18 protein-coding genes are annotated in these 21,842 nt (G+C 68.0%); 8 read left to right on the top strand and 10 right to left on the bottom strand.

Going from position 1 to position 21,842, the window contains the following annotated elements; genetic code table 11:
* Positions 1–79: 79 nt before the first annotated feature.
* A complete protein-coding gene (locus FB464_RS17180; protein ID WP_142206747.1) occupies positions 80–2,353 on the bottom strand; it encodes a transglycosylase domain-containing protein in 2,274 nt (757 codons plus the stop codon).
* Positions 2,354–2,510: 157 nt separating this feature from the next.
* Positions 2,511–2,975, bottom strand: coding sequence for a MarR family winged helix-turn-helix transcriptional regulator (locus tag FB464_RS17175; RefSeq protein ID WP_170151990.1), 465 nt, complete (start codon positions 2,973–2,975; stop codon positions 2,511–2,513).
* A gap of 143 nt (positions 2,976–3,118) precedes the next feature.
* Between FB464_RS17175 and FB464_RS17170 the strand changes: the two genes are divergently transcribed.
* Positions 3,119–4,063, top strand: coding sequence for an aldo/keto reductase (locus FB464_RS17170; RefSeq protein WP_116416735.1), 945 nt, complete (start codon positions 3,119–3,121; stop codon positions 4,061–4,063).
* A gap of 5 nt (positions 4,064–4,068) precedes the next feature.
* On the opposite strand, the gene FB464_RS17165 is transcribed toward FB464_RS17170, so the two are convergent.
* A complete protein-coding gene (locus tag FB464_RS17165) occupies positions 4,069–5,046 on the bottom strand; it encodes a sugar-binding transcriptional regulator (protein WP_116415949.1) in 978 nt (325 codons plus the stop codon).
* 128 nt (positions 5,047–5,174) lie between these two features.
* Here FB464_RS17165 and FB464_RS17160 point away from each other — a divergent pair, with 128 nt between their 5' ends.
* The 3 genes from FB464_RS17160 to glpK all read left to right on the top strand — a co-directional run bounded on the left by FB464_RS17160 (position 5,175) and on the right by glpK (position 9,449).
* Positions 5,175–6,950 carry a glycerol-3-phosphate dehydrogenase/oxidase gene (locus FB464_RS17160; protein WP_211327418.1) on the top strand — a complete coding sequence of 592 codons (1,776 nt, stop codon included), beginning with the start codon at positions 5,175–5,177 and terminating at the stop codon, positions 6,948–6,950.
* Between the two features lie 172 nt (positions 6,951–7,122).
* Positions 7,123–7,890 carry an MIP/aquaporin family protein gene (locus FB464_RS17155; protein WP_116415950.1) on the top strand — a complete coding sequence of 256 codons (768 nt, stop codon included), beginning with the start codon at positions 7,123–7,125 and terminating at the stop codon, positions 7,888–7,890.
* A gap of 38 nt (positions 7,891–7,928) precedes the next feature.
* Positions 7,929–9,449 carry a glycerol kinase GlpK gene (gene glpK / locus FB464_RS17150; protein WP_116415951.1) on the top strand — a complete coding sequence of 507 codons (1,521 nt, stop codon included), beginning with the start codon at positions 7,929–7,931 and terminating at the stop codon, positions 9,447–9,449.
* Positions 9,450–9,541: 92 nt separating this feature from the next.
* On the opposite strand, the gene FB464_RS17145 is transcribed toward glpK, so the two are convergent.
* Positions 9,542–10,624 (bottom strand): putative Ig domain-containing protein, encoded by a 1,083-nt coding sequence (locus tag FB464_RS17145; RefSeq protein ID WP_116415952.1) that lies wholly within the window; start codon positions 10,622–10,624, stop codon positions 9,542–9,544.
* A 180-nt stretch (positions 10,625–10,804) separates the two neighbouring features.
* On the opposite strand from FB464_RS17145, the gene FB464_RS17140 reads away from it, so the two are divergent.
* The 3 genes from FB464_RS17140 to FB464_RS17130 all read left to right on the top strand — a co-directional run bounded on the left by FB464_RS17140 (position 10,805) and on the right by FB464_RS17130 (position 14,589).
* A complete protein-coding gene (locus FB464_RS17140) occupies positions 10,805–11,971 on the top strand; it encodes a hypothetical protein (protein ID WP_116415953.1) in 1,167 nt (388 codons plus the stop codon).
* Positions 11,972–12,025: 54 nt separating this feature from the next.
* Entirely contained in the window at positions 12,026–14,209 is a 2,184-nt protein-coding gene (locus FB464_RS17135) for an APC family permease (RefSeq protein ID WP_246093120.1), read from the top strand.
* Positions 14,210–14,322: 113 nt separating this feature from the next.
* Positions 14,323–14,589, top strand: coding sequence for a DUF3073 domain-containing protein (locus tag FB464_RS17130; RefSeq protein ID WP_116415954.1), 267 nt, complete (start codon positions 14,323–14,325; stop codon positions 14,587–14,589).
* Between the two features lie 89 nt (positions 14,590–14,678).
* Here the strand turns inward: FB464_RS17130 and FB464_RS17125 are convergent, their stop codons facing one another.
* Both FB464_RS17125 and FB464_RS17120 read right to left on the bottom strand, forming a co-directional pair.
* Positions 14,679–15,044: a hypothetical protein gene (locus FB464_RS17125; RefSeq protein WP_116415955.1), complete on the bottom strand. Its 366-nt coding sequence runs from the start codon at positions 15,042–15,044 to the stop codon at positions 14,679–14,681.
* A 51-nt stretch (positions 15,045–15,095) separates the two neighbouring features.
* The gene (locus FB464_RS17120) at positions 15,096–15,533 is read right to left on the bottom strand and encodes a sterol carrier family protein (RefSeq protein ID WP_170151991.1); all 438 of its coding nucleotides are present in this window, start codon (positions 15,531–15,533) and stop codon (positions 15,096–15,098) included.
* A 429-nt stretch (positions 15,534–15,962) separates the two neighbouring features.
* On the opposite strand from FB464_RS17120, the gene purD reads away from it, so the two are divergent.
* A complete protein-coding gene (gene purD, locus FB464_RS17115; protein ID WP_116415956.1) occupies positions 15,963–18,221 on the top strand; it encodes a phosphoribosylamine--glycine ligase in 2,259 nt (752 codons plus the stop codon).
* A 306-nt stretch (positions 18,222–18,527) separates the two neighbouring features.
* Here the strand turns inward: purD and purM are convergent, their stop codons facing one another.
* The 4 genes from purM to FB464_RS17095 are packed head-to-tail and all read right to left on the bottom strand — an operon-like array spanning position 18,528 to position 21,824.
* Positions 18,528–19,634: a phosphoribosylformylglycinamidine cyclo-ligase gene (gene purM / locus FB464_RS17110; protein WP_116415957.1), complete on the bottom strand. Its 1,107-nt coding sequence runs from the start codon at positions 19,632–19,634 to the stop codon at positions 18,528–18,530.
* Between the two features lie 57 nt (positions 19,635–19,691).
* Positions 19,692–20,504 (bottom strand): anti-sigma factor domain-containing protein, encoded by an 813-nt coding sequence (locus FB464_RS17105; RefSeq protein ID WP_116415958.1) that lies wholly within the window; start codon positions 20,502–20,504, stop codon positions 19,692–19,694.
* Positions 20,494–21,129: an RNA polymerase sigma factor gene (locus tag FB464_RS17100; RefSeq protein WP_246093119.1), complete on the bottom strand. Its 636-nt coding sequence runs from the start codon at positions 21,127–21,129 to the stop codon at positions 20,494–20,496. The genes FB464_RS17105 and FB464_RS17100 overlap by 11 nt, the downstream gene beginning before the upstream one ends.
* A complete protein-coding gene (locus FB464_RS17095; protein ID WP_116415959.1) occupies positions 21,126–21,824 on the bottom strand; it encodes a class F sortase in 699 nt (232 codons plus the stop codon). Before FB464_RS17095 ends, FB464_RS17100 begins: the two co-directional genes overlap by 4 nt.
* Positions 21,825–21,842: the final 18 nt, after the last annotated feature.

The following is a 21,842-nucleotide window of genomic DNA, read 5'->3' as shown; positions in this document are numbered from 1 at the left end:
CCCCGCACCTCCGCCCACCCCCGCCCTCCCCGCACACCCGCGCGCGTCAGGGATGAGGAGGGAGGGGAAGTGCCCGGGGTCAGCCGGCGGGCGTGGATGTCGGCACGGGAACCGCCGGGGGCGTCGCGGCAGGGTCCGCCGCGGGAGAGGTGCCGTCGCCGGTGGGGGCGTCGGGCGCGGCCGTCGACGAGGGCGAGGGCGTCGAGGAGGGTGTCGGCGTGGCCGTGCTGCGCCCTGTACCCGATCCGGAGCCGCGCGACGCCGACGCCGGCAGCGGGAAACTGTTGCCACCGCGGTCATCGGCGGTGCCCTGGTAGAACTCCTTCCAGACGTAGAGCCGCGAGAGTCCGCTCCGCACCGTGACGTCGTTGCCGCCCGTCACCGCGGTCTGCCGGATCGACACGTTCCCGGTCACATTGCCGACCCACGAGGCCGAGACGAGCTGCGTGGTGCCGCCGACGAGCCAGACATCCTTCTCAGCATCGGTCGTACCGGTCTTGCCGAAGTGCGGGGTGCCGTCGGCGGGGTTCGCCGTGGTGGCCGTCCCCGCCTGGATGACGCCCTGCATGGCATAGAGCGCCGTCTGCGCGATCGCGGGGTCGATCGCCTGCGTGCAGGTGCTCTGCGGCACCGCGACGGCCGCGCCGGTCGAGTCCGTGATGCTCGAGATGGCGACGGGCGTGCAGAACATGCCGTTGTTGGCAACTCCCGCATAGGCGGCCGCCATCGTCAGCGGGGAGACCTCGTTGCCGCCGAGCACGGTGGCGTAGAGGCCGGTGTCCATCGCCGCGCCGTCGGCCCGGTGCATCCCGAACGCCGTGGCGATCGCATTGATGTCGCAGAGGTCGAGCTTGGTGGCCATGTTCAGGAAGGCGTTGTTCACCGAGTCCTCGAACTGCGTCAGCACGGATGCCGTACCGCCCGATTCGCCGGCGTCGTTGCCTGCCGTGTAGGTGCCGTTCACGGTGGCACCGCAGCTGTTCGTGATGTTCGAGGCCGAGAACTTCTGGTTGTTCGAGCCGTTCACGAAGTCGTTCAGCGAACGCCCGCTCTTCAGCCAGTCCATCAGCACGAAGAGCTTGCTCGTCGACCCGTTCTGGAAGCCGGCCGAGCCGCCGTACGCGGCATCCGTACTGTAGTTGATGGCCGTATTGGTGGCCGGATCCGCCGACGGATCCTGGCTGTACGTCTTGTTCTGGGCCATGGCAACGATCTTGCCGGTGCCGGGCTGCACCGTGACGAACGCTCCCCCGATGTCGACGCTCGACATCGACGAGGGCACGTAGTCGGTCACCGCCTGGTTCGCTGCGGCCTGCAGGGCCGGGTCGAGGGTGGTGACGATCGTGTAGCCGCCCCGGTTGAGGGCGTTCGCCCGGTCATCCGCCGACGCACCGAACGTCGTGTCGTTCAGGATGATGTTCTTCACGTAGTCGCAGAAGAAACCCGCGCCGTCCGCTGCCGTCTGGCAGCCCGTCGAGGGCTGGGTGATGTTCGGGGTCACCGGTGTGGCGACGGCGTCGTCGTACTGCACCTGGGTGATCGTGTGCTCCTTGAGCATCGAGGCGAGCACGTCTTCGTTCCGCCGGGCGGTGTTGGCGGCGATGTTGTCGGGAACGTCGATGCGGAGCGCCTCGGGCGCGTTCACCATCGCGGCGAGACTGGCGGCCTGCGCCAGCGTCAGCGCATCCGCGTTCACCCCGAAGTAGTACTGCGACGCGGCCTGGATGCCGTACACGCGGCCCCCGAACAGTGCGATGTTCATGTAGCCGAGCAGGATGTCGTCTTTGCTGTACTCCTTCTCGAGACCGATCGAGAGCTTCAGCTCCTTCAGTTTGCGGTCGGCCGTCGTGGCGGTGGCGTCGGCGTAGGCCGCGGCCTCCGCCGTCGGGTCGCTGATCGCCTCCGCGCGCTGCACGAGGATGTTCTTCACGTACTGCTGCGAGATCGTCGACGCCCCCGACTCGACACCGCCCGACACCGTGTTCGAGACGAGCGCGCGAACGGTGGACTGAACATCCATGCCGCCATGCACATAGAACCGCGGATCCTCCGTCGACACGATCGCGTCCTTGAAGTACTGCGAGATGGCGCCCCAGCCCACCTCCTGCCGGTTCTGGTCGTAGAACGAGGCCAGAAGGGTGCGGTTGCCGTCGGCGTCCTGCGAGTAGATGCTCGACGTCTGCGAGAGCGTGTCGGGCTTGATGTAGTCGGGCAGGTTGTCGAAGGCATCGAGGGAGGATCCCACCACCACACCGCCGAGAGCGACCGCCGGGGTGAACATCGCCGTCACCAGCACGCCGGCCAGCGCACTCGCGACCACCAGCCCCACTACCGCTCTCGCCCTGCCGACCACGTGACCTCCTCCTGCCCCGCCGAGTCGGACGGGCCGTGAAAGCGTAGGTCGGGCACCTGTCGAACCGTGATGAGCAGGCTGCGATTTCGCCGCGAACCCTCTCAGCAGAACTCTCAGGCAGCGCCGAGCGCCGACATCCTCCGCGCGGCTCGAAAGGTCATCGCGGCACGCCCGGCGGATTGTCGTTGAAGCGCTCGAGCAGGCGGGCGAAGGTCGTCAACTCGTCGCCGCTCCAGGTCTCGAAGCGCTCCGCATAGTCGAGCGTGACGAGCCGGCGCACCGCCGCGAGCCGCTCCTCGGCGAGCGGTGTCGTGACGAGGTAGCTCGACCGGCCATCCGTCGGATCGGGCCGCGTGGCGAGCAGACCGAGCGCCCGCAGCGCGCTCAACTGCCGACTCACGGCACTCTTGTCGAGCCCGGTCGCGGCGATGATGGAGCTCGCCTGCGACGGGCCCGACTGCGCGATGTGCCGGAGGATCGAGAATCCGGTGGGCTGGAGCTCCGGATGCACCTCCGCCGAATAGCGCCGGATCACGTACCGCGCCGAACGGAAGAGCTGCGCGATGCCCGCCTCGATGTCGAGGATCACGCTCTGTTCGGCCGGGGCATCCTGTGGCGACATGTGTCTGAGGTTAGCGAAAGAACCTTCGAGCCCGCCCGGCATCAGCGATGCCTTCCTCCGGCGGCCACCTCGACGAGAGTGTCGGACACGCCCTCACCCCTGCCGCACGCGGCGTAGCCTTGAAGCATCTCGAAAGGATGAACATGACCCGCATCGGCTCCAGCGACCTCGACGTCTTCCCCCTCTCCCTCGGCGGCAATGTGTTCGGCTGGACGGCCGACCGTGACACCTCCTTCGACATCCTCGACGCCTACACCGCGGCCGGCGGCGACTTCATCGACACCGCAGACTCCTACTCCGCGTTCGCGCCGGGCAACCACGGCGGCGAGTCCGAGACGATCATCGGCGAGTGGATGACCGCCCGCGGCAATCGCGACGGAATCGTCGTGGCGACGAAGGTGAGCAGGCACCCCGACTTCCTGGGACTGGCGGCAGCGAACATCCGCGCCGCCGCCGACGCCTCGCTCGGGCGCCTGCAGACCGACGTGATCGACCTGTACTTCGCCCACTTCGACGACGAGGAGACCCCGCTGGAGGAGACCGCCGGGGCCTTCGACGACCTCGTGAAGGCCGGCAAGGTGCGCTACATCGCCCTGTCGAACTACTCGCCCGAGCGCATCGAGGAGTACTTCGCGGTCGCCCGAGCCAACGGTTTCGCTCTGCCGGTCGCCCTGCAGCCCCACTACAACCTCGTGCACCGAAACGACTTCGAAGACACTCTCGCGCCGATCGCCGAGCGGGAGAACCTCGGAGTCGTACCTTATTACTCCCTGGCCAGCGGCTTCCTCACCGGAAAGTACCGCTCGAAGGACGACCTCGGCGATTCACCCCGCGCCTCGGGTGCCGCGAAGTTCGTCTCCACACAGGGACTCGCGATCATCGATGCCCTCGACGAGATCGGCAGAGCGCACGGCGCGAGCATCACGACGACGGCCCTCGCCTGGCTACTGGCCAAGCCCACCGTCGTCGCGCCGATCGCCAGCGCCTCGAAGCCGTCCCAGGTCGCCGACCTCGTCGCCGTCGCCAACGTCACGCTCACCCCCGACGAGGTCGCGGCCCTCGACACCGTCAGCGCCTGGACGGCCTGAGCAGCCTAATCGTCCAGCAGGCCGTGCACCGTGGCCTCGTCGACGATCAGGTCGGTGATCAGGTGTGCGGCCAGCGCGCCGCGGAGGGCGGGCATCCGGGACTTGCCGGAGACCACGCAGATACGCCGGGAGACGCGGGCGAGCTGCTCGAGGGGCGGCCCGCTCGAGCGCATGTTCATGGGCACGTCGGAGCTGGAGCCGTCCGCGCGGTAGAACACGGTCGCGACATCACCGACGACATCCGACGCGGTCAGGCTCTGGAAGTCCTGGTCGTCGAGGTACCCGCTGGTGTAGACGTGGCCCGGCACGTCTGACAGCGGCGTGCCGAGGCCGAAGAGCGCGACATCCATCCGCTTCTGGATGTCGAGCACCCGCCGGATGCTGCGTTCCCGCCAGAGCACCTTCTTCGTCGCCGGGTCGTCGAAGAACGCCGGCACCGGGAACTGCTGCACATAGGCGCCGTAGGCAGCCCCGAACCGGCTCATGATCTCGCTGGCGTACACGATGCCTGTCGTCCGGGTGTTCGCGGCACCGTTCAACTGCACGATCTGCGAATTGTGGGTGACTTTCGGCTGCAGGTGCCGGCTCACGGCACTCATCGTGCTCCCCCACGCGATGCCCATCGTCATGTTCGAGTCGAAGTACTGGTTCAGGATGCGCGCGGCCGACATCCCCACCCGCTCGAGGCGGTCGATCTCGTTCGCCGAGTCGGGCACCGGAACGACGTGCACGGTCACGTGGTGTTTGTCCTGGATGCGCTGGAGCGTCGTGGAGATGCGTTCGGCCGGCGTCTTCACCTGGATCTCGACGAGCCCCGCTTCGCGGGCGTAACTGATGAGTCTCGACACCGACGATCGCGAGGTGTGCAGCTCCGCCGCGATGGCTTCCATCGTCAGATCCTGCATGTAGTAGAGGTGCGCGGCCCGGAGGGCGTCACGCACCCGCTCGCTGGCTGCCGGATGCTCGGCCACCGGTTGTCTCATCGTGAGCCTTCCCTCGGTTTGCACATGTGTGCAACTCCCTTGACCATTCGTGTCACAGTTCTCATTATGTATTGAGTCACACGGATTGCACGGCTGCAACCGGGGACTTACACGAAGGCGAGTGAAAAGTGACTGACACAAACTCCGAATCGATCGCGAACACAGGGCTCCGCAGCGACGTTCAGGCAATCATCGACCGTCCGTCGGCACAGGTGCTGGTCATCGGCGGCGGCATCAACGGCGTGGGTACGTTCCGCGACCTGGCACTCCAGGGCGTCGACGTGATCCTCATCGAACGCAGCGACTACGTGTCCGGCGCATCGGCCGCGTCCAGCCACATGATCCACGGCGGCGTGCGCTACCTCGAGAACGGTGAGTTCCGCCTCGTGCGCGAATCCGTGCAGGAGCGCAACCGTCTGCTCCGTCTGGCGCCCCACTACGTGAAGCCCCTTCCCACGACCATCCCGATCTTCTCCACCTTCTCGGGCATCCTCTCCGCCCCCCTCCGCCTGCTGACCCACAAGCCGGGCGGCAAGACCAAGGAACGCGGCGCCCTGCTCATCAAGCTGGGGCTCACCGGCTACGACTCGTTCTCACGCGACGGCGGCACCGTGCCCCGCCATGAGTTCAAGGGCCACAAGAAGAGCATGCAGAAGTTCCCGAAGCTCCGCGACACGGTGAAGTACACCGCCCGCTACTACGACGCTGCCGTCGAGAACCCCGAGCGCCTGGCCCTCGACATCGTTGCCGACGGCGTCGTGGCAGGCAAGGGCAAGGCCCGGCACACCAACTATGTCGAGGCGATCGGCTCGTCGCCCGAAGGCGTGGTGCTCCGCGACACGGTCAGTGGCACCGAATTCACCGTCAAGGCGGATGTCGTCGTGAACACCTCGGGCCCCTGGACCGACCTCACCAACGCCTCCCTCGGCAAGGTGACGAGCTTCATGGGCGGCACCAAGGGCTCGCACATCGTTCTCGACAACCAGGAACTCTTCGACGCCTGCGCGGGAGGAGAGATGTTCTTCGAGAACAACGACGGCCGCATCGTGCTGATCTACCCGCTGAACGGCCGTGTTCTCGTCGGCACGACCGACATCGACGCCGACCCGTCCGAGCCTGCCGTCTGCACCGAGGAGGAGGTCGACTACTTCTTCGAATTGGTCTCGCACGTTTTCCCAACCATCGCGATCGACCGTTCGCAGATCGTGTTCCGGTATTCGGGTATCCGTCCGCTGCCGAAGCACGACGACACCGCCCCCGGCTTCGTGTCACGCGACTACCGCATCGAGCAGACCGTCTTCGCCGGCGACAAGAAGACGCCGATGCTGAGCCTGGTCGGCGGCAAGTGGACGACGTGGCGCGCCCTCGCCGAACACCTCACGAACGAGACACTGGCCCTGCTGAAGCTGACCCGCTCCGTGAGCACGGAGAACCTGCAGATCGGTGGCGGCGTCGACTTCCCGACGACCGACTCCGGCGTCAAGGCGTGGGTCGCGAAGAACTCCGGCGGGCTGACGCCGGCACGCACCACCCAGCTCCTGAAGCGCTACGGCACCAAGGCAACCGAGCTGATCGCCGCCATCGGCGCGAGCAGCGACGACAAGCCCCTCGTCTCGCTGCCCGAGTACAGCACGGCAGAGCTCGACTACCTCATCGGTTCGGAGTACGTCGTGCACCTGACCGACGTCGTGCTGCGGCGTACGATCGTCGCCTTCGTTGGCGGGCTCACCCAGCCCGTGTTCGACGAACTGAGCGAGATCGTCGCCTCGAAGCTCGGCTGGTCGGCGGAGCAGTCGGCCGCCGAGCGCACACTGGCGGTGGAGAACCTCTCGTTCTTCCACGGCCTCATCCTCGAGGCAGCGGTTCCGTCCGCCGCCGCCGAGACGGTGGCCGCTGCAAAGTAGCCCCGTGGCCGCCACCCCGCGGCCTGCAGAGCAGTACAGAATTATGCACGGATGTGCATGACATACGCCTTGTTCACGAGGCGCGGTCGGCGCTAGGTTTCAATCGGCTCCGATCCGCGCCTCGCGCTCGAGGCACACAACGTGGCGAAGTCGCCCCAAAAGAAAGGTCAACGTGGATCATCTCGGTACTGATTTCCTCTCGGAGCTGGTGGGTACTGCCCTCCTCGTGCTCCTCGGCACTGGCGTCGTCGCCAACGTCGCCCTCACGAAGTCAAAGGGCTTCAACGGGGGCACCCTGATGGTCAACATCGGCTGGGGCCTCGCCGTCTTCGCCGGTGTCATCGTCTCGTACGCTTCCGGAGCCCACCTCAACCCGGCCGTCACGCTCGGCCTCTGGGCGAATGGTGCCACGCACTTCGGTGGCGCGAACACCCAGGTCGACGTCAACGCACTGTCGATCCTCGCGTTCATCGCCGCGCAGCTCATCGGTGCGATCATCGGTGCGGTCTTCACCTGGCTCGCCTACAAGCAGCACTTCGATGAAGAGCCCGAGCCGGCCAACAAGCTGGGCGTGTTCTCGACCGGTCCGTCCATCCGTTCCTACGGCTGGAACCTCGTCACCGAGATCATCGGCACCTTCGTGCTGGTCTTCGTCGTCATCGGCTTCTCCCGCAACAGCGGCGGCGGCGGACTCGACGCTCTCGCAGCACTGCCTGTCGCCCTGCTCGTGATCGGTATCGGCGCCTCCCTCGGTGGCCCGACCGGCTACGCCATCAACCCGGCCCGTGACCTCGGCCCCCGCATCGCGCACTTCCTCCTGCCGATCAAGGGCAAGGGCAGCTCCGACTGGTCGTACTCATGGGTTCCCGTGGTGGGCCCGATCATCGGTGGCATCCTGGCCGGTCTGCTGGCCATCCCGCTGCTGCCGATCCTGACCTGACGCATCCCGGAACCTAAGAAACTACAAAGGAGTATTCAATGAGCGAGCAGTACGTCATCGCCATCGACCAGGGAACCACCTCGTCGCGCGCCATCATCTTCAACCACGAGGGTGGAATCGTCTCGACGGGCCAGAAGGAGCACGAGCAGATCTTCCCGAAGGCGGGCTGGGTCGAGCACAACCCCAAGGAGATCTGGGACAACGTCCGTGAGGTCATCGGCCAGGCTCTCTCGAAGGCCAACCTGACCCGCCACGACATCGTGTCGATCGGTATCACCAACCAGCGCGAGACCGCTGTGGTGTGGGACAAGAACACCGGCGAGCCCGTGTACAACGCCATCGTCTGGCAGGACACGCGTACGCAGTCCATCGTCGACCGGCTCGCCGGCTCCGACGGCGTCGAGAAGTACAAGGACATCGTGGGCCTGCCGCTCTCGACCTACTTCGCCGGCACGAAGATCGTCTGGATCCTCGAGAACGTCGACGGAGCCCGCGAGCGCGCCGAAGCCGGCGATCTCATCTTCGGCACGACCGACACCTGGGTTCTCTGGAACCTGACCGGCGGCGTCAACGGCGGCGTCCACGTCACCGACGTGACCAACGCCTCCCGCACCATGTTCCTCGACCTCAAGACCCTGGAGTGGCGCGACGACATCCTCGCCGACTTCGGTGTGCCGAAGTCGATGCTGCCGACCGTCAAGAGCTCCTCCGAGGTCTACGGCACGGCCAGTGACAACTCGCTGCTGCGCGAGGTGCCCATCGCGGGCATCCTCGGCGACCAGCAGGCTGCCACGTTCGGCCAGGCCGCCTACGACAAGGGTGAGGCGAAGAACACCTACGGCACCGGCAACTTCATCATCTTCAACACGGACACCGAGATCGTGAAGAGCGAGAACGGCCTGCTGACGACGATCGGCTACAAGCTGGGCGACGGCGAGACGCACTACGCGCTCGAAGGCTCGATCGCTGTCACGGGTTCGCTCGTGCAGTGGCTGCGCGACAACCTCGGCATCATCAGCTCGGCCCCTGAGGTCGAAACGTTGGCGAAGACGGTCGACGACAACGGTGGCGCGTACTTCGTTCCGGCGTTCTCCGGCCTGTTCGCTCCGTACTGGCGGTCGGATGCCCGTGGTGCCCTCGTGGGCCTCACGCGGTATGTCAACAAGGGCCACATCGCCCGGGCCGCGCTCGAAGCGATCGCGTTCCAGACCAAAGAGGTCATCGACGCTGTCAACGCCGACTCCGGTGTTCCGCTGACCGAGCTCAAGGTCGACGGCGGTGCCACGCAGAACGACACTCTGCTGCAGTTCCAGGCCGACATCCTCGGCGTGCCCGTGGTTCGCCCGGTCGTTGCCGAGACCACCGCGCTCGGTGCCGCCTACGCCGCTGGTCTTGCGACCGGCTTCTGGGCCAACCTCGACGACCTCCGTGCCAACTGGCTCGAAGACAAGCGCTGGGAGCCCAACATGGACGAGGACGAGCGCGCTCGCCTCTACCGCAACTGGAAGAAGGCCGTCACGAAGTCGATGGACTGGGTCGACGAAGACGTCCGCGAATAAATTCGCTCCCGTCGTCTGACGGATGGAAAAGAGGCGGGTACCCCTTCGGGTGCCCGCCTCTTTCTTCTGCCGCCACCGGTGAGCGTAGAACGTCACGCTCCTCGGCGAGCGCTCCGGCGGGCCGAGGCTGCGAGCAGGAGGCCACCCAGGGCTGCCAGCAGCAGGGCCGCAGCAGCAGCGCCCCCGACGACTCCCAGCACGGAGAGACCGGTCTCTGCCAGTTCCGTGCCTCGCGTCCCTCGCGAGGAGCCCTCGCCCGCAACGCCGGCGGCCGTTCCGCCAACACCCGAAGACCCGGGGGTCGGAGTGAGCGTCGCGGGCGGGGTCGCTCCCGTTGTCGGGGGTGTCGTTGCGGCAGCCGTGATGGTGATCGAGAGTTCAGCCGCGGCGCTGCCAGCGGCATTCGTCGCGGAAACAGAGAATCTCGCGGTCAGCGCCTCCAGCGGCGTTCCGGAGATCAGCCCCGACACCGAATCGATCTGCAGTCCTGAAGGCAGTCTTCCTGAGCTGATCGAATATGTCGGCGCTGGCTCTCCTGTCGCGGAGGGCGCGAACGAGTACGGTGCACCAACGACCCCTGCCATCGGCGAACCAGAGGTGAACACCGGGGCGCGCAGTGGGTTGGCGATGGGAATCGTGAACACAGCAGTGGCCCTCCCGAACCCGTGGAAGCTGACTGCCTGCACGGTGACATCGAAAGCAGAAGAGGTGGTCGCAGTGGGGACCCCGTGGATGGTTCCGTCGAGATCGAGGTCAAGGCCCGGCGGAAGCGGACTCGCGGACGTGAAATCGATCCGCCCGTCTCCGGTGCGCGCGATCTTCTCTGAGTAGAGAGTTCCGATCGAGGCCGGCGGCAGGGTCGTCGACGTGAGGGTCGGACCGATGGCTGGCCTGACCGGGATGGTGACCTGCGCCGTCGCCGAGCCGTCAGCATTGAACACTTCGACGTTGATCGTGACGGAACGCAGAGCCGTGGGCAGCGGTGTGCCTTGAATGACGCCGCTCGACTGGAGCGAGAGACCGGGCGGGAGGGCGTCGAACGTTCGAAAATTGAGGGGCGCAGTTCCGTTGGCAGTCACTTGGTCGAGATAGCCCAGCCCGATGACAGCGGTCTGCAGCGTAGCTGGCGAGATGGTGGGTATCACCGAGTGGACGTGAGCCGCTGCGGGAATCATCTGGCTCACTCCAGAGGCAAGCGCCCCGTTTGCCGGCCCTCCCACGAGGACGAGGATCAGGCCTCCTGCTGCTGCGAGACGCCCGAGCGGGCGCGAACGGAGAAGACCGAGTGGGAATGGGTTGGTGACGGAGAGACGAGACATCCTCCATTTCTATCATATTTGAGGTATCGTCACGTCATGCTCACAGATCCATCGCGGGCGGAGCCCGAGCACGGGGGCGACGGTGAGGCCGAGCGCTGGCTGCGCTCCCGCGGCCTGCCGTGGTTCGTGGCACCGGGGCAGCGCGCTCTGCTGCTGGTCGCCCGCACGGCGCCGTTCATCACGCTGCTGAGCTCGTACGATCTTGCGGGCTGGATGGTCGACCACACCAGAATCAGCCTCGACAGCGGTGCTCCCGTCGCCGGCTTCGTGCTGCTCGTGCTCACCGGCTTCGGGCTCGTCGTGCTGTTCCTCGCCCCGGCGCTTGCGTTCCTGTGTTCCAGCGCCTGGCTCAGCTCCTCGCCGCGCGGGATGACCGTGGCCGGCTGGATGCTTCTCGCGTACTACGTCGTGGTCGCCCCGTGGCTCGCCGGGCATCCACTAGCAGACGGCAGCAGCCCGCTGGAGAGCACGGGAGCCCTGCTCGGCACCGTACGCGCCGCCGGCACCGCCGCACTCGCTCTCACAGCCACCGGGCTCGGGCTCGGGTCGCTCGCGAGCTGGTCCCTGCGGTCGGCGATCCGGCAGCTGAGGGCGCTCGGCGAGCTGACGACCCGCGCCCTGCCCCTCCTCATGCTCGTCGTGGTGGTGTCGTTCTTCTCCCGCACGCTCTGGGAGGTGACGAATGCGATGTCGACGGAGCGCCTGGCCGGCGTCGTGGCGTTCTTCGTGGCGCTCGGCCTCTTCTTCATCGTTCCCGTCACCCGCCGGGAGACGGTCGGGCTCGAGAACACGGGCCCACCGCTCAGTCGCCTCGAACACCTCAACGTGACCACCGTGCTCGTGCTCGCGCAGGGCTTCCAGGTGGCCATCTTCTCCGGCCTGGTCTGTCTCTTCCTCACCGCGCTCGGCCAGATCGCGTTCAGCGGAGGCCTGCTCGACAGCTGGCTCGGGCCGGGGCGGGAGCCGCTCGAGCTGGCCGGCATCCGCCTTCCCGTCGATGCCGCGCTCGTCAAGACGGCGGTGTTCCTGAGCTGCGTCTCGTCGCTCAACTTCCTCATCTCGGCCACCACCACCGCCGCCTACCGTTCGGCGTTCTACGACCCGCTCTTCGAGGATGCCCGGCAGGCGCTGGAGGTGCGGGCAGGCCACCGCGCGTCTGCGGTCGGCAAAATCGGGCCAGAGATCGTTGCGAAGCGGGAATAAATGCGGCTCCCGGGCAGTTTGAGTCGCCGTTTCTGAGGTGTAGTGTCGTCACTCGTGACCAACGAACCCAAGTCAGCGAAGCGCTGGATCATCGGGGAACCGCTGCCCAGCCACAAGCTCGAGGGGCAGCTCCTGCCGAAGCGTCTGGCACTGCCGATCTTCGCGAGCGACCCGCTGTCGAGCGTGGCGTACGCGCCGCAGGAACTGCTGATGATCCTGCTCATCGGCGGGCTCGCCTTCTTCTCCTTCGCCCCCTGGGTCGCGGCAGCCGTCGTGCTGCTCCTGGTGGTCGTGGTCGCCTCCTACCGCCAGCTCGTCAAGGCCTACCCCTCGGGCGGCGGCGACTACGAGGTGGCGCACAAGAACCTCGGCGAGAAGGCCGGCCTCGTCGTCGCCTCCGCGCTGCTCGTCGACTACGTGCTCACGGTCGCCGTCTCCGTCGCCAGTGGTGTCGACAACATCATCTCCGCCATCCCCGAGCTCAACGGTTTCCGCGTCGAACTCGCCATCTTCTTCGTGATCCTGCTCGCCGCGGTCAACCTCCGCGGGGTGCGCGAGTCGAGCAAGGCCTTCGCCATCCCGACCTACGTCTTCGTCGGCAGCGTGCTCGTCATGATCGTGGTCGGGCTCACCCGCACAGCGGTCGGCGGCGCCCCGGTCGCCGAGTCGGCGGACTACGCGGTGAAGGCCGAAGGCCTGGGGCAGGTGGCGGTCATCCTGCTGCTGCTCCGGGCGTTCTCGAGTGGATGCTCGGCCCTCACCGGCGTCGAAGCGATCGCCAACGGCGTTCCCGCGTTCCGCCGCCCCAAGATCCAGAACGCACAGCGCACACTGGTGCTGATGGGCAGCATCGCGATCGTGCTGTTCGCCGGCCTCATCACGCTGGCGCTGATCTCCGGGGTGCACTACGCGGAGAACAGCTGCGACCTGATCGGGTTCGCGAACTGCGAGACGACACCGCAGCGGAGCCTCATGGCGCAGGTCGCGGCATCCGTGTTCGGCAACAACTCCATACCGTTCTTCATCATCCAGGCCGCGACGGCCGCCGTGCTGCTGCTGGCCGCGAACACGGCGTTCAACGGTTTCCCCCTGCTCGGATCCGTGCTCGCGAAAGACAGCTACGCTCCCAAGGCCATGCTCACCCGCGGAGACCGCCTGGTGTTCTCGAACGGCATGATCCTGCTGGCGCTGGCTGCGACCGCGATCCTGCTCGTCTACCAGGCGTCCCTCACCCAGCTCATCCAGCTCTACATCATCGGCGTGTTCGTCTCGTTCACACTCGGCCAGAGCGGGATGATCGTGCACTGGATCAAGCTGCTGAGAAGTGGTGCTCCCGACCGGGCTGGGACCATCCGGAGCCTCACCATCAACTCGTTCGGTGCGCTGCTCACCGGCGTCGTGCTGATCGTCGTGACCATCACGAAATTCACCCACGGTGCGTGGCTCGTGTTCGTGATCATGCCGATCCTCTACATGTTCATGCTCGGCATCAACCGCTACTACCGCGACGTGAACAAGGAGATCGAAGTCGACCCGATCACCACGTTCGGCGCGAAGGGCGACCACGCCATCGTGCTGGTCGGCCGGATGCAGAAGCCGGTGCTGAAGGCGCTCGACTACGCGATCGCGGCGCGGCACGCCTCCCTCGAAGCGGTGCACATCTCGATCGACGAGGAACAGACCGCCCAGCTCGAGCGTGACTGGGCGGGCCAGAACATCGCCGTGCCCCTGCACATCATCGAATCGCCCTACCGCGATGTCGCCGAGCCGCTCTGCGCCTACATCAAGAAGCACCGCCTCACGCACGGCGCCGAGGTCGTCACCGTCTACACGCCGATCTACATCGTCGGTCACTGGTGGGAGTCGCTGCTGCACAACCACAAGGCGAAGCGCCTGAACCGCCGGCTCATGCTGGTGCACGGGGTCACGGTCTCGCTGGTGCCGTGGCTGCTCGACTCGAGCGAACTCATCTACGGGCGCCGCTCACGCCCCGTGCCCGGCCAGGAGCGCCGAGGTGACCCGGTGCGTCCGATCGTGCGCGCGCACACCCCCACGGTGCACGACGGTGCGCCGTCGAAGCCGGCAACGGTCTCCGTCGGCGGATCCGACGTGGGCGCGCACTCCGTCGGCGACCTCGTCGGTGACGCGGGTTCGGCCCAGGAGCCGGTTGCGGTACCGGCCGGGCGGGTGTCGCGCGAGGCACGCCGACAGGCTGCCCGCGACGCGGCCGACGAGTAGCGGCACACAGAAGAACCCCCGTCGCTACATGCTAAACTCACGTGTAGTTTTTCTTGTATTCAACTCATCCGGGTGGCGTTCATCCCCCGGCCCGAAAGGTGAGGGGGTCACGCATGGGGCGCGGCCGTCAAAAAGCTAAGCACACCAAGGTGGCGCGCGAGCTGAAGTATTTCAGCCCCGACACGAACTACAGTGCGCTCGAGCGCGAGTTGGGCACACACGCCGAACCCGACTTCGCGGCCCTGGCCGCCAAGTACGACACCGACGACGAGGCCGACAGCGACCTCGACGCTGACGATTTCGATTCGGACGATTTCGAGGCTGGCGACGATTCACACCTCGCCGGCTGGATTCCGGGCGACGAGCAGAAGCGAGCCTAGGGGCGGATCTCCGCCTTCACAGCCGCTGCGCTCCGTTCAGTCGGCTTGCTCAGCCCAGCCGGCTTGCTCAGCCCAGCCGGCAGCTCCGTTCAGTCGGCTTGCTCCGTCGACTCAGAACGCTCCACGTCGATCGTGCGGGCGTTCCGGCGCGAGACGCGGTCGATGACCAGGGCCACGACGGAACCGACGACGACCCCGACGATGACGAACAGGATTCCGAGGAATCCGAAGATCTGGGCAGGGTTGAACCCGGGAGGCTCCGGGAACGCGAACGTCAGCACCAACGCCACGATCACTCCGGCGACGCCGCCCGCGATCATGAACCGGTAGTACCGGGGCGAGCGGTGGATCGTCACCGTGTCGGTGCTGGTCACACTCGTCACACCGTCGACGTCGGTCACCGGCTCGCCACTGGCGGCCGTCGGTTCGGACTGGGCACGATCGTTGTCACTCACCCCTCTATTGTCGCCCACCGCGACCACCGGAAGCTGCGCGGCACCGCACCGTCACAGGTGGGCGACGGGCACGTACCCTCTGAGGTCAGCCCGCTGGCCGGACGCGTGGATGCTCCCGCTCTCGATCCCGGACTCCCACGCCAGGTCACCCGTGGCCAGCGCGACCCAGGTCAGAGCATCCATCTCGACCACATTCGGCGGAGTGCCACGCGTGTGGCCCGGGCCTTCGATGCACTGGATCGCGCCGAACGGCGGCACGCGCACCTCGACGGTGTTGCCCTTGGCGCGTTCCGCGAGCACCTGGAGCGAGTAGCGCACGGCCATCGCGAGCACCGGCCGGGGAAGCAGCGCCGCGAGCGCGGCCTGGTCGGCGGCGGCCGGGCCGCCTGCCCCGTTCCGGTCACCCGTGTCGACCACCGTCGCCACAGCCGCACGGGCGGCGCCCAGTGCGGCGACTCCGTCAGCGTCGGGGATACGTGCGCGGGCCATGAGACAAGGCTACCGAGCATCCGGAGGCGGACGGCTGGAGCCTGGGGACTCTGGCGGCGAGGGGAGGTGGTTCGCGGGGCAGCCGATGGGGGGAGACCTGCTGCCCCGCGAAGTTGGTTCGTACGGCCGCACGCAGGGGGGATGCGAACGGCCGTACGAAGCTGGGTTCGCGCGCCGGGCGGCAGCCGGGGGGAGCCGGCGACCCGACGCGCGAAGTCTGTGGTTGTCGATCTGTGGTTCTCGAGTGATGCGGTCGTGCGGTTTTCGTGTGGCGGACAGCTAGGGGGGATACCGCCCGCCACACGAGCGTGCGATGCCTCAAACAGCACCTCACATGAGTAAGAGAGTGCGTACCCCCGGTTCCATTACGCGAACTCCGCAGATTTCTCAAAAACTTTTCGGATACCCCCGCCGCCCTAGAATCGTCGAGTGAAGATTCTCGTTCTCGGTTCCGGTGCTCGCGAGCACGCCATCGTCACCGCGCTGCTCTCGGAGACCACCGCGCAGGGCGCCACAGGGCCGGCTGCCGCGGAGCCGGCTGCCGCAGAGCACGAGATCATCGTCGCGCCGGGCAACGCCGGCATCGCGGGCGTCGTGGAGGTCGCCACCCTCGACCCGAACGACCCCGAGGCCGTCGCGAACTTCGCGATCGCCCGAGACATCCAGTTCGTGGTGATCGGCCCCGAGGCTCCGCTGGTCGCCGGCGTCGCCGACGCTCTCCGCACCCGCGGTATTCCGGTGTTCGGTCCGTCGAGCGCGGCCGCCGCCCTCGAGGGCAGCAAGACGTTCGCCAAGCGCATCATGGATGAAGCGGGGGTGCCCACAGGGCGCGCCCTCCGTGCCAGCACCGCCGCCGAGATCGAGGCCGCCCTCGACGAGTTCGGCGCCCCTTGGGTGGTGAAGGCCGACGGTCTCGCCGCCGGCAAGGGCGTGCTCGTCACGAGCGACCGACAGGCGGCTCTGGCGCACGCCGGCGAGTGGCTCGGGCACGGCGACATCCTGTTCGAGGAGTTCCTCGACGGGCCCGAAGTGTCGCTGTTCTTCGTGAGCGACGGGCACACCGTGCTGCCCCTCTCCCCCGCGCAGGACTACAAACGCCTGCTCGACGGCGACGAGGGACCGAACACCGGCGGCATGGGCGCCTACTCACCGCTGCCCTGGCTGGCCGACGACTTCGGCAGCGAGGAGGCCTTCGTCGACGAGGTGCTCGCCTCGATCGCCCTCCCCACCGTGCGGCAGCTCGCACAGGAGGGGACACCGTTCATCGGCCTGCTGTACTGCGGGCTCATCCTGACCTCCGCGGGCATTCGCGTGATCGAGTTCAACGCCAGGTTCGGCGACCCCGAGACCCAGGTCGTGCTGCCGCGGCTCACCGGCCCGCTCAGCGCCCTGCTGTACGCCAGCGCCACGGGAACGCTCGCCGATCATCCGCGGCCCGCCTTCTCCGACGAGAGCGCCGTGACGGTCGTGCTCGCGAGCGAGAACTACCCCGAGCATCCGGTGATCGGGCGTGAACTCACGGGTGTCGACGAGGCCGACGCGGTCGACGGGGTGCATGTCGCGCACGCTGCGACGGCGCTTGTCGACGGCAGGCTCGTCGCCACCGGCGGCCGCGTGCTGAGCGTCGTGGGCATCGGCAGCGGATTCGGCGAGGCACGCGCCCGCGCCTACCGGGGGCTCTCGCTGATCGGATTGGAGGGCGGGCAGTTCCGCACCGACATCGCCGCCCGCGTCGACGAGACTGCCACCGGCTCCCCCACCGGCACCGGCACCGCCACGGCCGACGTGCCCGGCGCGGAGCAGCAGCTCGCCCCCCTGACCGGCTGGCGCCACGTGTACTCGGGCAAAGTGCGCGACCTCTATGTGCCGTCCGAGGCGGCGTCGGTGGATGACGCGGCCGCCCTGCTGGTGGTGGCGAGCGACCGCGTGAGCGCGTTCGACGTGGTTCTCGAGCCGGGCATCCCGGCGAAGGGCGAACTGCTGACCTCGCTCAGCCGGTGGTGGTTCGAGAAGCTCGCCGGCTTCCCCAACCACCTGCTGGACGTGGATGCTGCCGCGCGCGGGATCCCGGCCGTGCCGGCCACTGTCGCCGACCGCGCGATGCTCGTGAAGCCGCTCGACATGTTCCCGATCGAGTGCGTGGTGCGCGGGTACCTCTCCGGCAGCGGCTGGATCGAGTACCAGGCCACACAGAGCGTCTGCGGCGTGCCGCTGCCCGCCGGACTCGTCGACGGCGATCGGCTCCCCCTGCCGATCTACACCCCGGCGTTCAAGGCGGACCTCGGCGACCACGACGAGAACATCACCTTCGAGCGCACCGTCGAACTCGTCGGCGCCGAGACAGCGGAAGCGCTCCGCGGCCTCTCGCTCGCCATCTACGCGCGCGCCTCGGAGGTGGCGGAGGATCGCGGCATCATCCTCGCCGACACGAAGTTCGAGTTCGGCGCTGACCGGATCACCGGCGAGATCACCCTGGCCGACGAGGTGCTGACGAGCGACTCGAGCCGGTACTGGGATGCCGCCGCCTACGATTCGGGTGACCGCACGGCCAGTTTCGACAAGCAGATCGTGCGCAACTGGCTCTCCGCGAACTGGGACCGGATCGGCACACCCCCCGCCCTCCCCGCCGAGATCGTCGAACGCACCGCCGCCCGCTACCGCGAGCTCCTCGCCCGCCTCACCGCCTGACCCGCCCCCGCGCCCCCGCTTGGCGCGCTCTCTCCCGCGCCCGCGCCCCCGCGCCCGCGGCCCCGCCCGGCGCGCTCTCCCGCCCCCGCGCGCCCCCTCGCGCGCCCGCGCCCCCGCGCCCCCGCGCCGAAACGATTCGATGGGACGCTAGCTGCTCGAAAGCGGCGGCCTGGGAGCAGTTGGCGCCCTTTCGAATCGATTCGATGCAGTTAGCGCCCGGGCGCAGGGGTGCGGGGCGCACCGCCGGGGGCGCGGCGAGGGGGCGCGGCGCGCGAGAGGAGGGGAGGGAGGAGGAGACGCCGCGGGTCAGGACGCGTAGGCGCCGACGAGGCGCACGGCGCCGCCGTCGACACCCTTGGCGCCCTGCTCGAAGCCCGCGCCCGCGAAGTCGCGGACGGCGGTCGAGACCACCCCGACCGGCCAGGTGCGGATGCCGTCGGCGACGAGCGCCGCCGACACGGCCGCCGCAGACGCGTACGAGACCACCGCGAACATCCCGATCCCGAGGTTCCAGGTGCCCTCCGCGCTCTCCAGCGTGGTTCCGGCCCAGGCGCCCAGCACGCGGAACACGGGCAGCGGCGACCACGTCGAACGGTCCACCTCGACCCATGAGCCGCGCGGCAGCACCCGGGCGAGGTTCGCCGCGATGCCGCCACCGGTCACGTGCGAGAGGGAGTGCACGGCTCCGGCGAGGGTGGCATCATCCAGAACCCGCAGCAGCGGCGAGGTGTACAGGCGGGTCGGTTCGAGCAGGGCCTCGCCCACGAGGCCGCCGAGCTCGTCGGAGGTCGACGTGTACGCGATGGATGCTCCGCTCAGGATGTGGCGCACCAGCGAGAACCCGTTCGAGTGCAGCCCCGACGACTCGAGCGCCAGCACCACGTCGCCGTCGACGACACGCTCGGGGCCGAGCAGGGCATCCGCCTCGACCGCACCGGTCGCGGCCCCTGCCACGTCGTAGTCGTCAGGCCCGAGGAGCCCCGGATGCTCGGCCGTCTCTCCCCCGACGAGCGCCGTGCCCGTGTCGGAGCAGGCGCGGGCGATTCCGGCCACGATCTCGGCGATGCGGGACGGCACCACCTTGCCGCAGGCGATGTAGTCCGTCATGAAGAGGGGGCGCGCGCCGACCACGACGATGTCGTCGACGACCATGCCCACCAGGTCCTGCCCGATGGTGTCGTGCTTGTCGAGGGCCTGCGCAATGGCGACCTTGGTGCCGACGCCGTCGGTGGATGTCGCGAGCAACGGCTTGCGGAACGATTTGAGCGCGGAGACGTCGAACAGCCCCGCGAACCCGCCGAACCCGCCGACCACGTTCGGACCGTGCGTGCGGGAGACCGCGGACTTCATCAGTTCGACCGCGAGGTCTCCGGCCCGGGTGTCGACGCCGGCGGCGGCATAGCTGTTCGTCATGCGTCCTATTCTCGCCGATCCGGCGCGCTGCGCGGGAACAGCGGCCCGCGAAGCTGCTCAGGACGAGAAGCTGCCGCGCACGATCGAGTCCGAGGAGTGGGCCGGGTTGCCGTCGAGAGGTTCCGAGGAGACATCGACGATGGAGTACTGCGACATGTCGAGGTCGGTGGGGATGGCGAAGGTTCCTGAATCGCCTGCGAGAAGCCCGAGACTGACCAGCTTCGTCAGGTCGGCGCTCAACAGCCAGACTTCGCGGTAGGTGTCGGGGCGGTCGGTGGCCGCGTTGACGGAGACGACCATGGAGGTCTCGGATCCGTTCGACTCGACCACAGCGTCACCGCTGGCACCCGGCCAGGCGGGCAGCGCGGTGAGGGCCGCGCGGGCCAGCACGGAGATGCCCGTACCCGGAGTGGAGTCCCCCCGCGGCTGAAGCGCGAGGGTGGTGACGACCCCACCGACGGTGGCGGCGAGCACGAGCGCGGCAGCGAGGGCCAGCCAGCGCACCGGGAAACGGCTGCGCTTCGATCTCGGCCGTACGGAGACAGCCGGCCGCTCGACAGGGTGTTCCGGCGCGCCGACACTCTCCGGTGCGGCGGCACGTTCCGGCGCGGCGGCACCCTCCGGTGCGGCGGCTCGTTCCGGCACCGAGGCCTCCGCAGCCACGGCCCGGGCGACCTGTTCCCACACCCTCCCGTGCGGCGAGACGAGAGTGGGCACCGATGAGCTGGAGCGACCCGCGGCGGCCGCCCCGGTGAAGGCGTCGAGCGTCGCGGCGCAGTCGGGGCAGGCCTCGATGTGCGCCCGGTCGGTGTCGGTGCCCGCGGGCTCGCCGAGGGCGAGCAGCGCGAGGATGTCGGGATCAGTGTGCATCGGTGTTCACCTCCAACCGGACTTTCAGTTTCTCCAGGCTTCGCCTGATGTGGCTCTTCACCGTACCGAGCGGCAGGGTGAGTCTCTCTGCGATCTGCACGTGCGTCAGATCGTCGTAGAACGCCAGGTACATCACCTGCCGCGCTACCGGGTCGAGCCTTCTGAGCTCATCGGCCACCAGCAGGCGGTCCGCCATGTCTCCAGGGTCTTCGGAGAGCTCCGGCCCAGCGGTTGCTTCGAGTTGCTGGGAGAGTGCCCGCGCCCGCGAACGGGCGGTGTGGGCATCCGCGATCTTGTTGCGCGTGATTCCGACGATCCACGAGGGCAGACGCGACCGGTTTCGGTCGAAGGTCGCCCGCGACCTCCACGCCGAGACGAAGACGCCCTGCGTGACGTCTTCGGCCTCGCCGACGTCGCCCAGCGATCGGAGGGCGAGCGTGTAGACCAGCGCCGACCACCGTGCGTAGACCGCGGCGAGCGCACGGTCGTCGCCGTCGATGAAACCCTGCACGAGGGCTTCGTCGTCGTCGGGGGTCTGGTCTGTCACGATCTGGTGGACTTTCTGGTGGATGCTGAGGCGCCCGATGGATGCCGCGTGCACAATGATGGCGCTTTCGCCGATCACGCGACAGGGGTGGCGGTCACGATCACGTTGTCGAGGTAGTGGCCGGTGTCCCTGTTGAAGACTCCGCCGCAGGTCACCAGCACCAAACGAGGCTCCCCCGACCGATCGAAAATCTGATCGAGTGCGACGTCTGTCTTCGGTGTCCGGGTGATCTGCGAGACGGTGTAGGCGTGCTCTGTTCCATCGGCGGATGCGACGGTCACGGTCTCCCCCGCCACGATGTCGCGGAGCCGCACGAACTGCCCGAGACCGAACTCCAGCGAGTCGACGTGCGCCGCGATGACGGTGGTTCCGGCGGTGTCGGCCGGCGCGGGCCCGAACCGGTACCACCCCGCCTGACCCGAGTCCTCGGGAAGTTCCATCTGGCCCGCCTGGTCGACTCCCATCGGCAGCACGGCCATGTCGATGTCGACCGCGCCGATGGTCAGTCGCGTCGGCGGAACCACGGTCGGCGCCACCTGCGAACCGGGATCGGAGCGCTGGATCGGCACGGGCGGAACGGATGCCGGCACCGGGGATGCGGTCGGCGCACCGGATGCGGTCGGCACGGGGGTCGGCGACGTCTCGACGACCGGAGGCATGGGCGTGCCGAGCGGCACAGGGTCGGAACCGGCGCACCCCGCGAGCGCGAGCGTCGTGAGCCCGAGAGCCGTCCCGAGGAGGAGCAGGCGCTGCCGAACATCCAGTGATCCCACAGTTCCTCTCCTCCTCGT

Origin of the sequence: Subtercola boreus, assembly GCF_006716115.1 — a bacterium.
GTDB lineage: Bacteria > Actinomycetota > Actinomycetes > Actinomycetales > Microbacteriaceae > Subtercola > Subtercola boreus.
This window is presented reverse-complemented; position numbering and strand designations above follow the sequence as displayed.

Excerpts from the sequence above, each read along its gene's own strand:
- FB464_RS17140 (WP_116415953.1), top strand. The coding sequence starts at position 10,805 with ATGCTCACAGATCCATCGCGGGCGGAGCCCGAGCACGGGGGCGACGGT.
- FB464_RS17170 (WP_116416735.1), top strand. The coding sequence starts at position 3,119 with ATGACCCGCATCGGCTCCAGCGACCTCGACGTCTTCCCCCTCTCCCTC.
- FB464_RS17120 (WP_170151991.1), bottom strand. The coding sequence starts at position 15,533 with ATGGCCCGCGCACGTATCCCCGACGCTGACGGAGTCGCCGCACTGGGC.
- glpK (WP_116415951.1), top strand. The coding sequence starts at position 7,929 with ATGAGCGAGCAGTACGTCATCGCCATCGACCAGGGAACCACCTCGTCG.
- FB464_RS17130 (WP_116415954.1), top strand. The coding sequence starts at position 14,323 with ATGGGGCGCGGCCGTCAAAAAGCTAAGCACACCAAGGTGGCGCGCGAG.
- FB464_RS17145 (WP_116415952.1), bottom strand. The coding sequence starts at position 10,624 with ATGATTCCCGCAGCGGCTCACGTCCACTCGGTGATACCCACCATCTCG.
- FB464_RS17175 (WP_170151990.1), bottom strand. The coding sequence starts at position 2,975 with ATGTCGCCACAGGATGCCCCGGCCGAACAGAGCGTGATCCTCGACATC.
- purM (WP_116415957.1), bottom strand. The coding sequence starts at position 19,634 with ATGACGAACAGCTATGCCGCCGCCGGCGTCGACACCCGGGCCGGAGAC.
- FB464_RS17165 (WP_116415949.1), bottom strand. The coding sequence starts at position 5,046 with ATGAGACAACCGGTGGCCGAGCATCCGGCAGCCAGCGAGCGGGTGCGT.
- FB464_RS17105 (WP_116415958.1), bottom strand. The coding sequence starts at position 20,504 with ATGCACACTGATCCCGACATCCTCGCGCTGCTCGCCCTCGGCGAGCCC.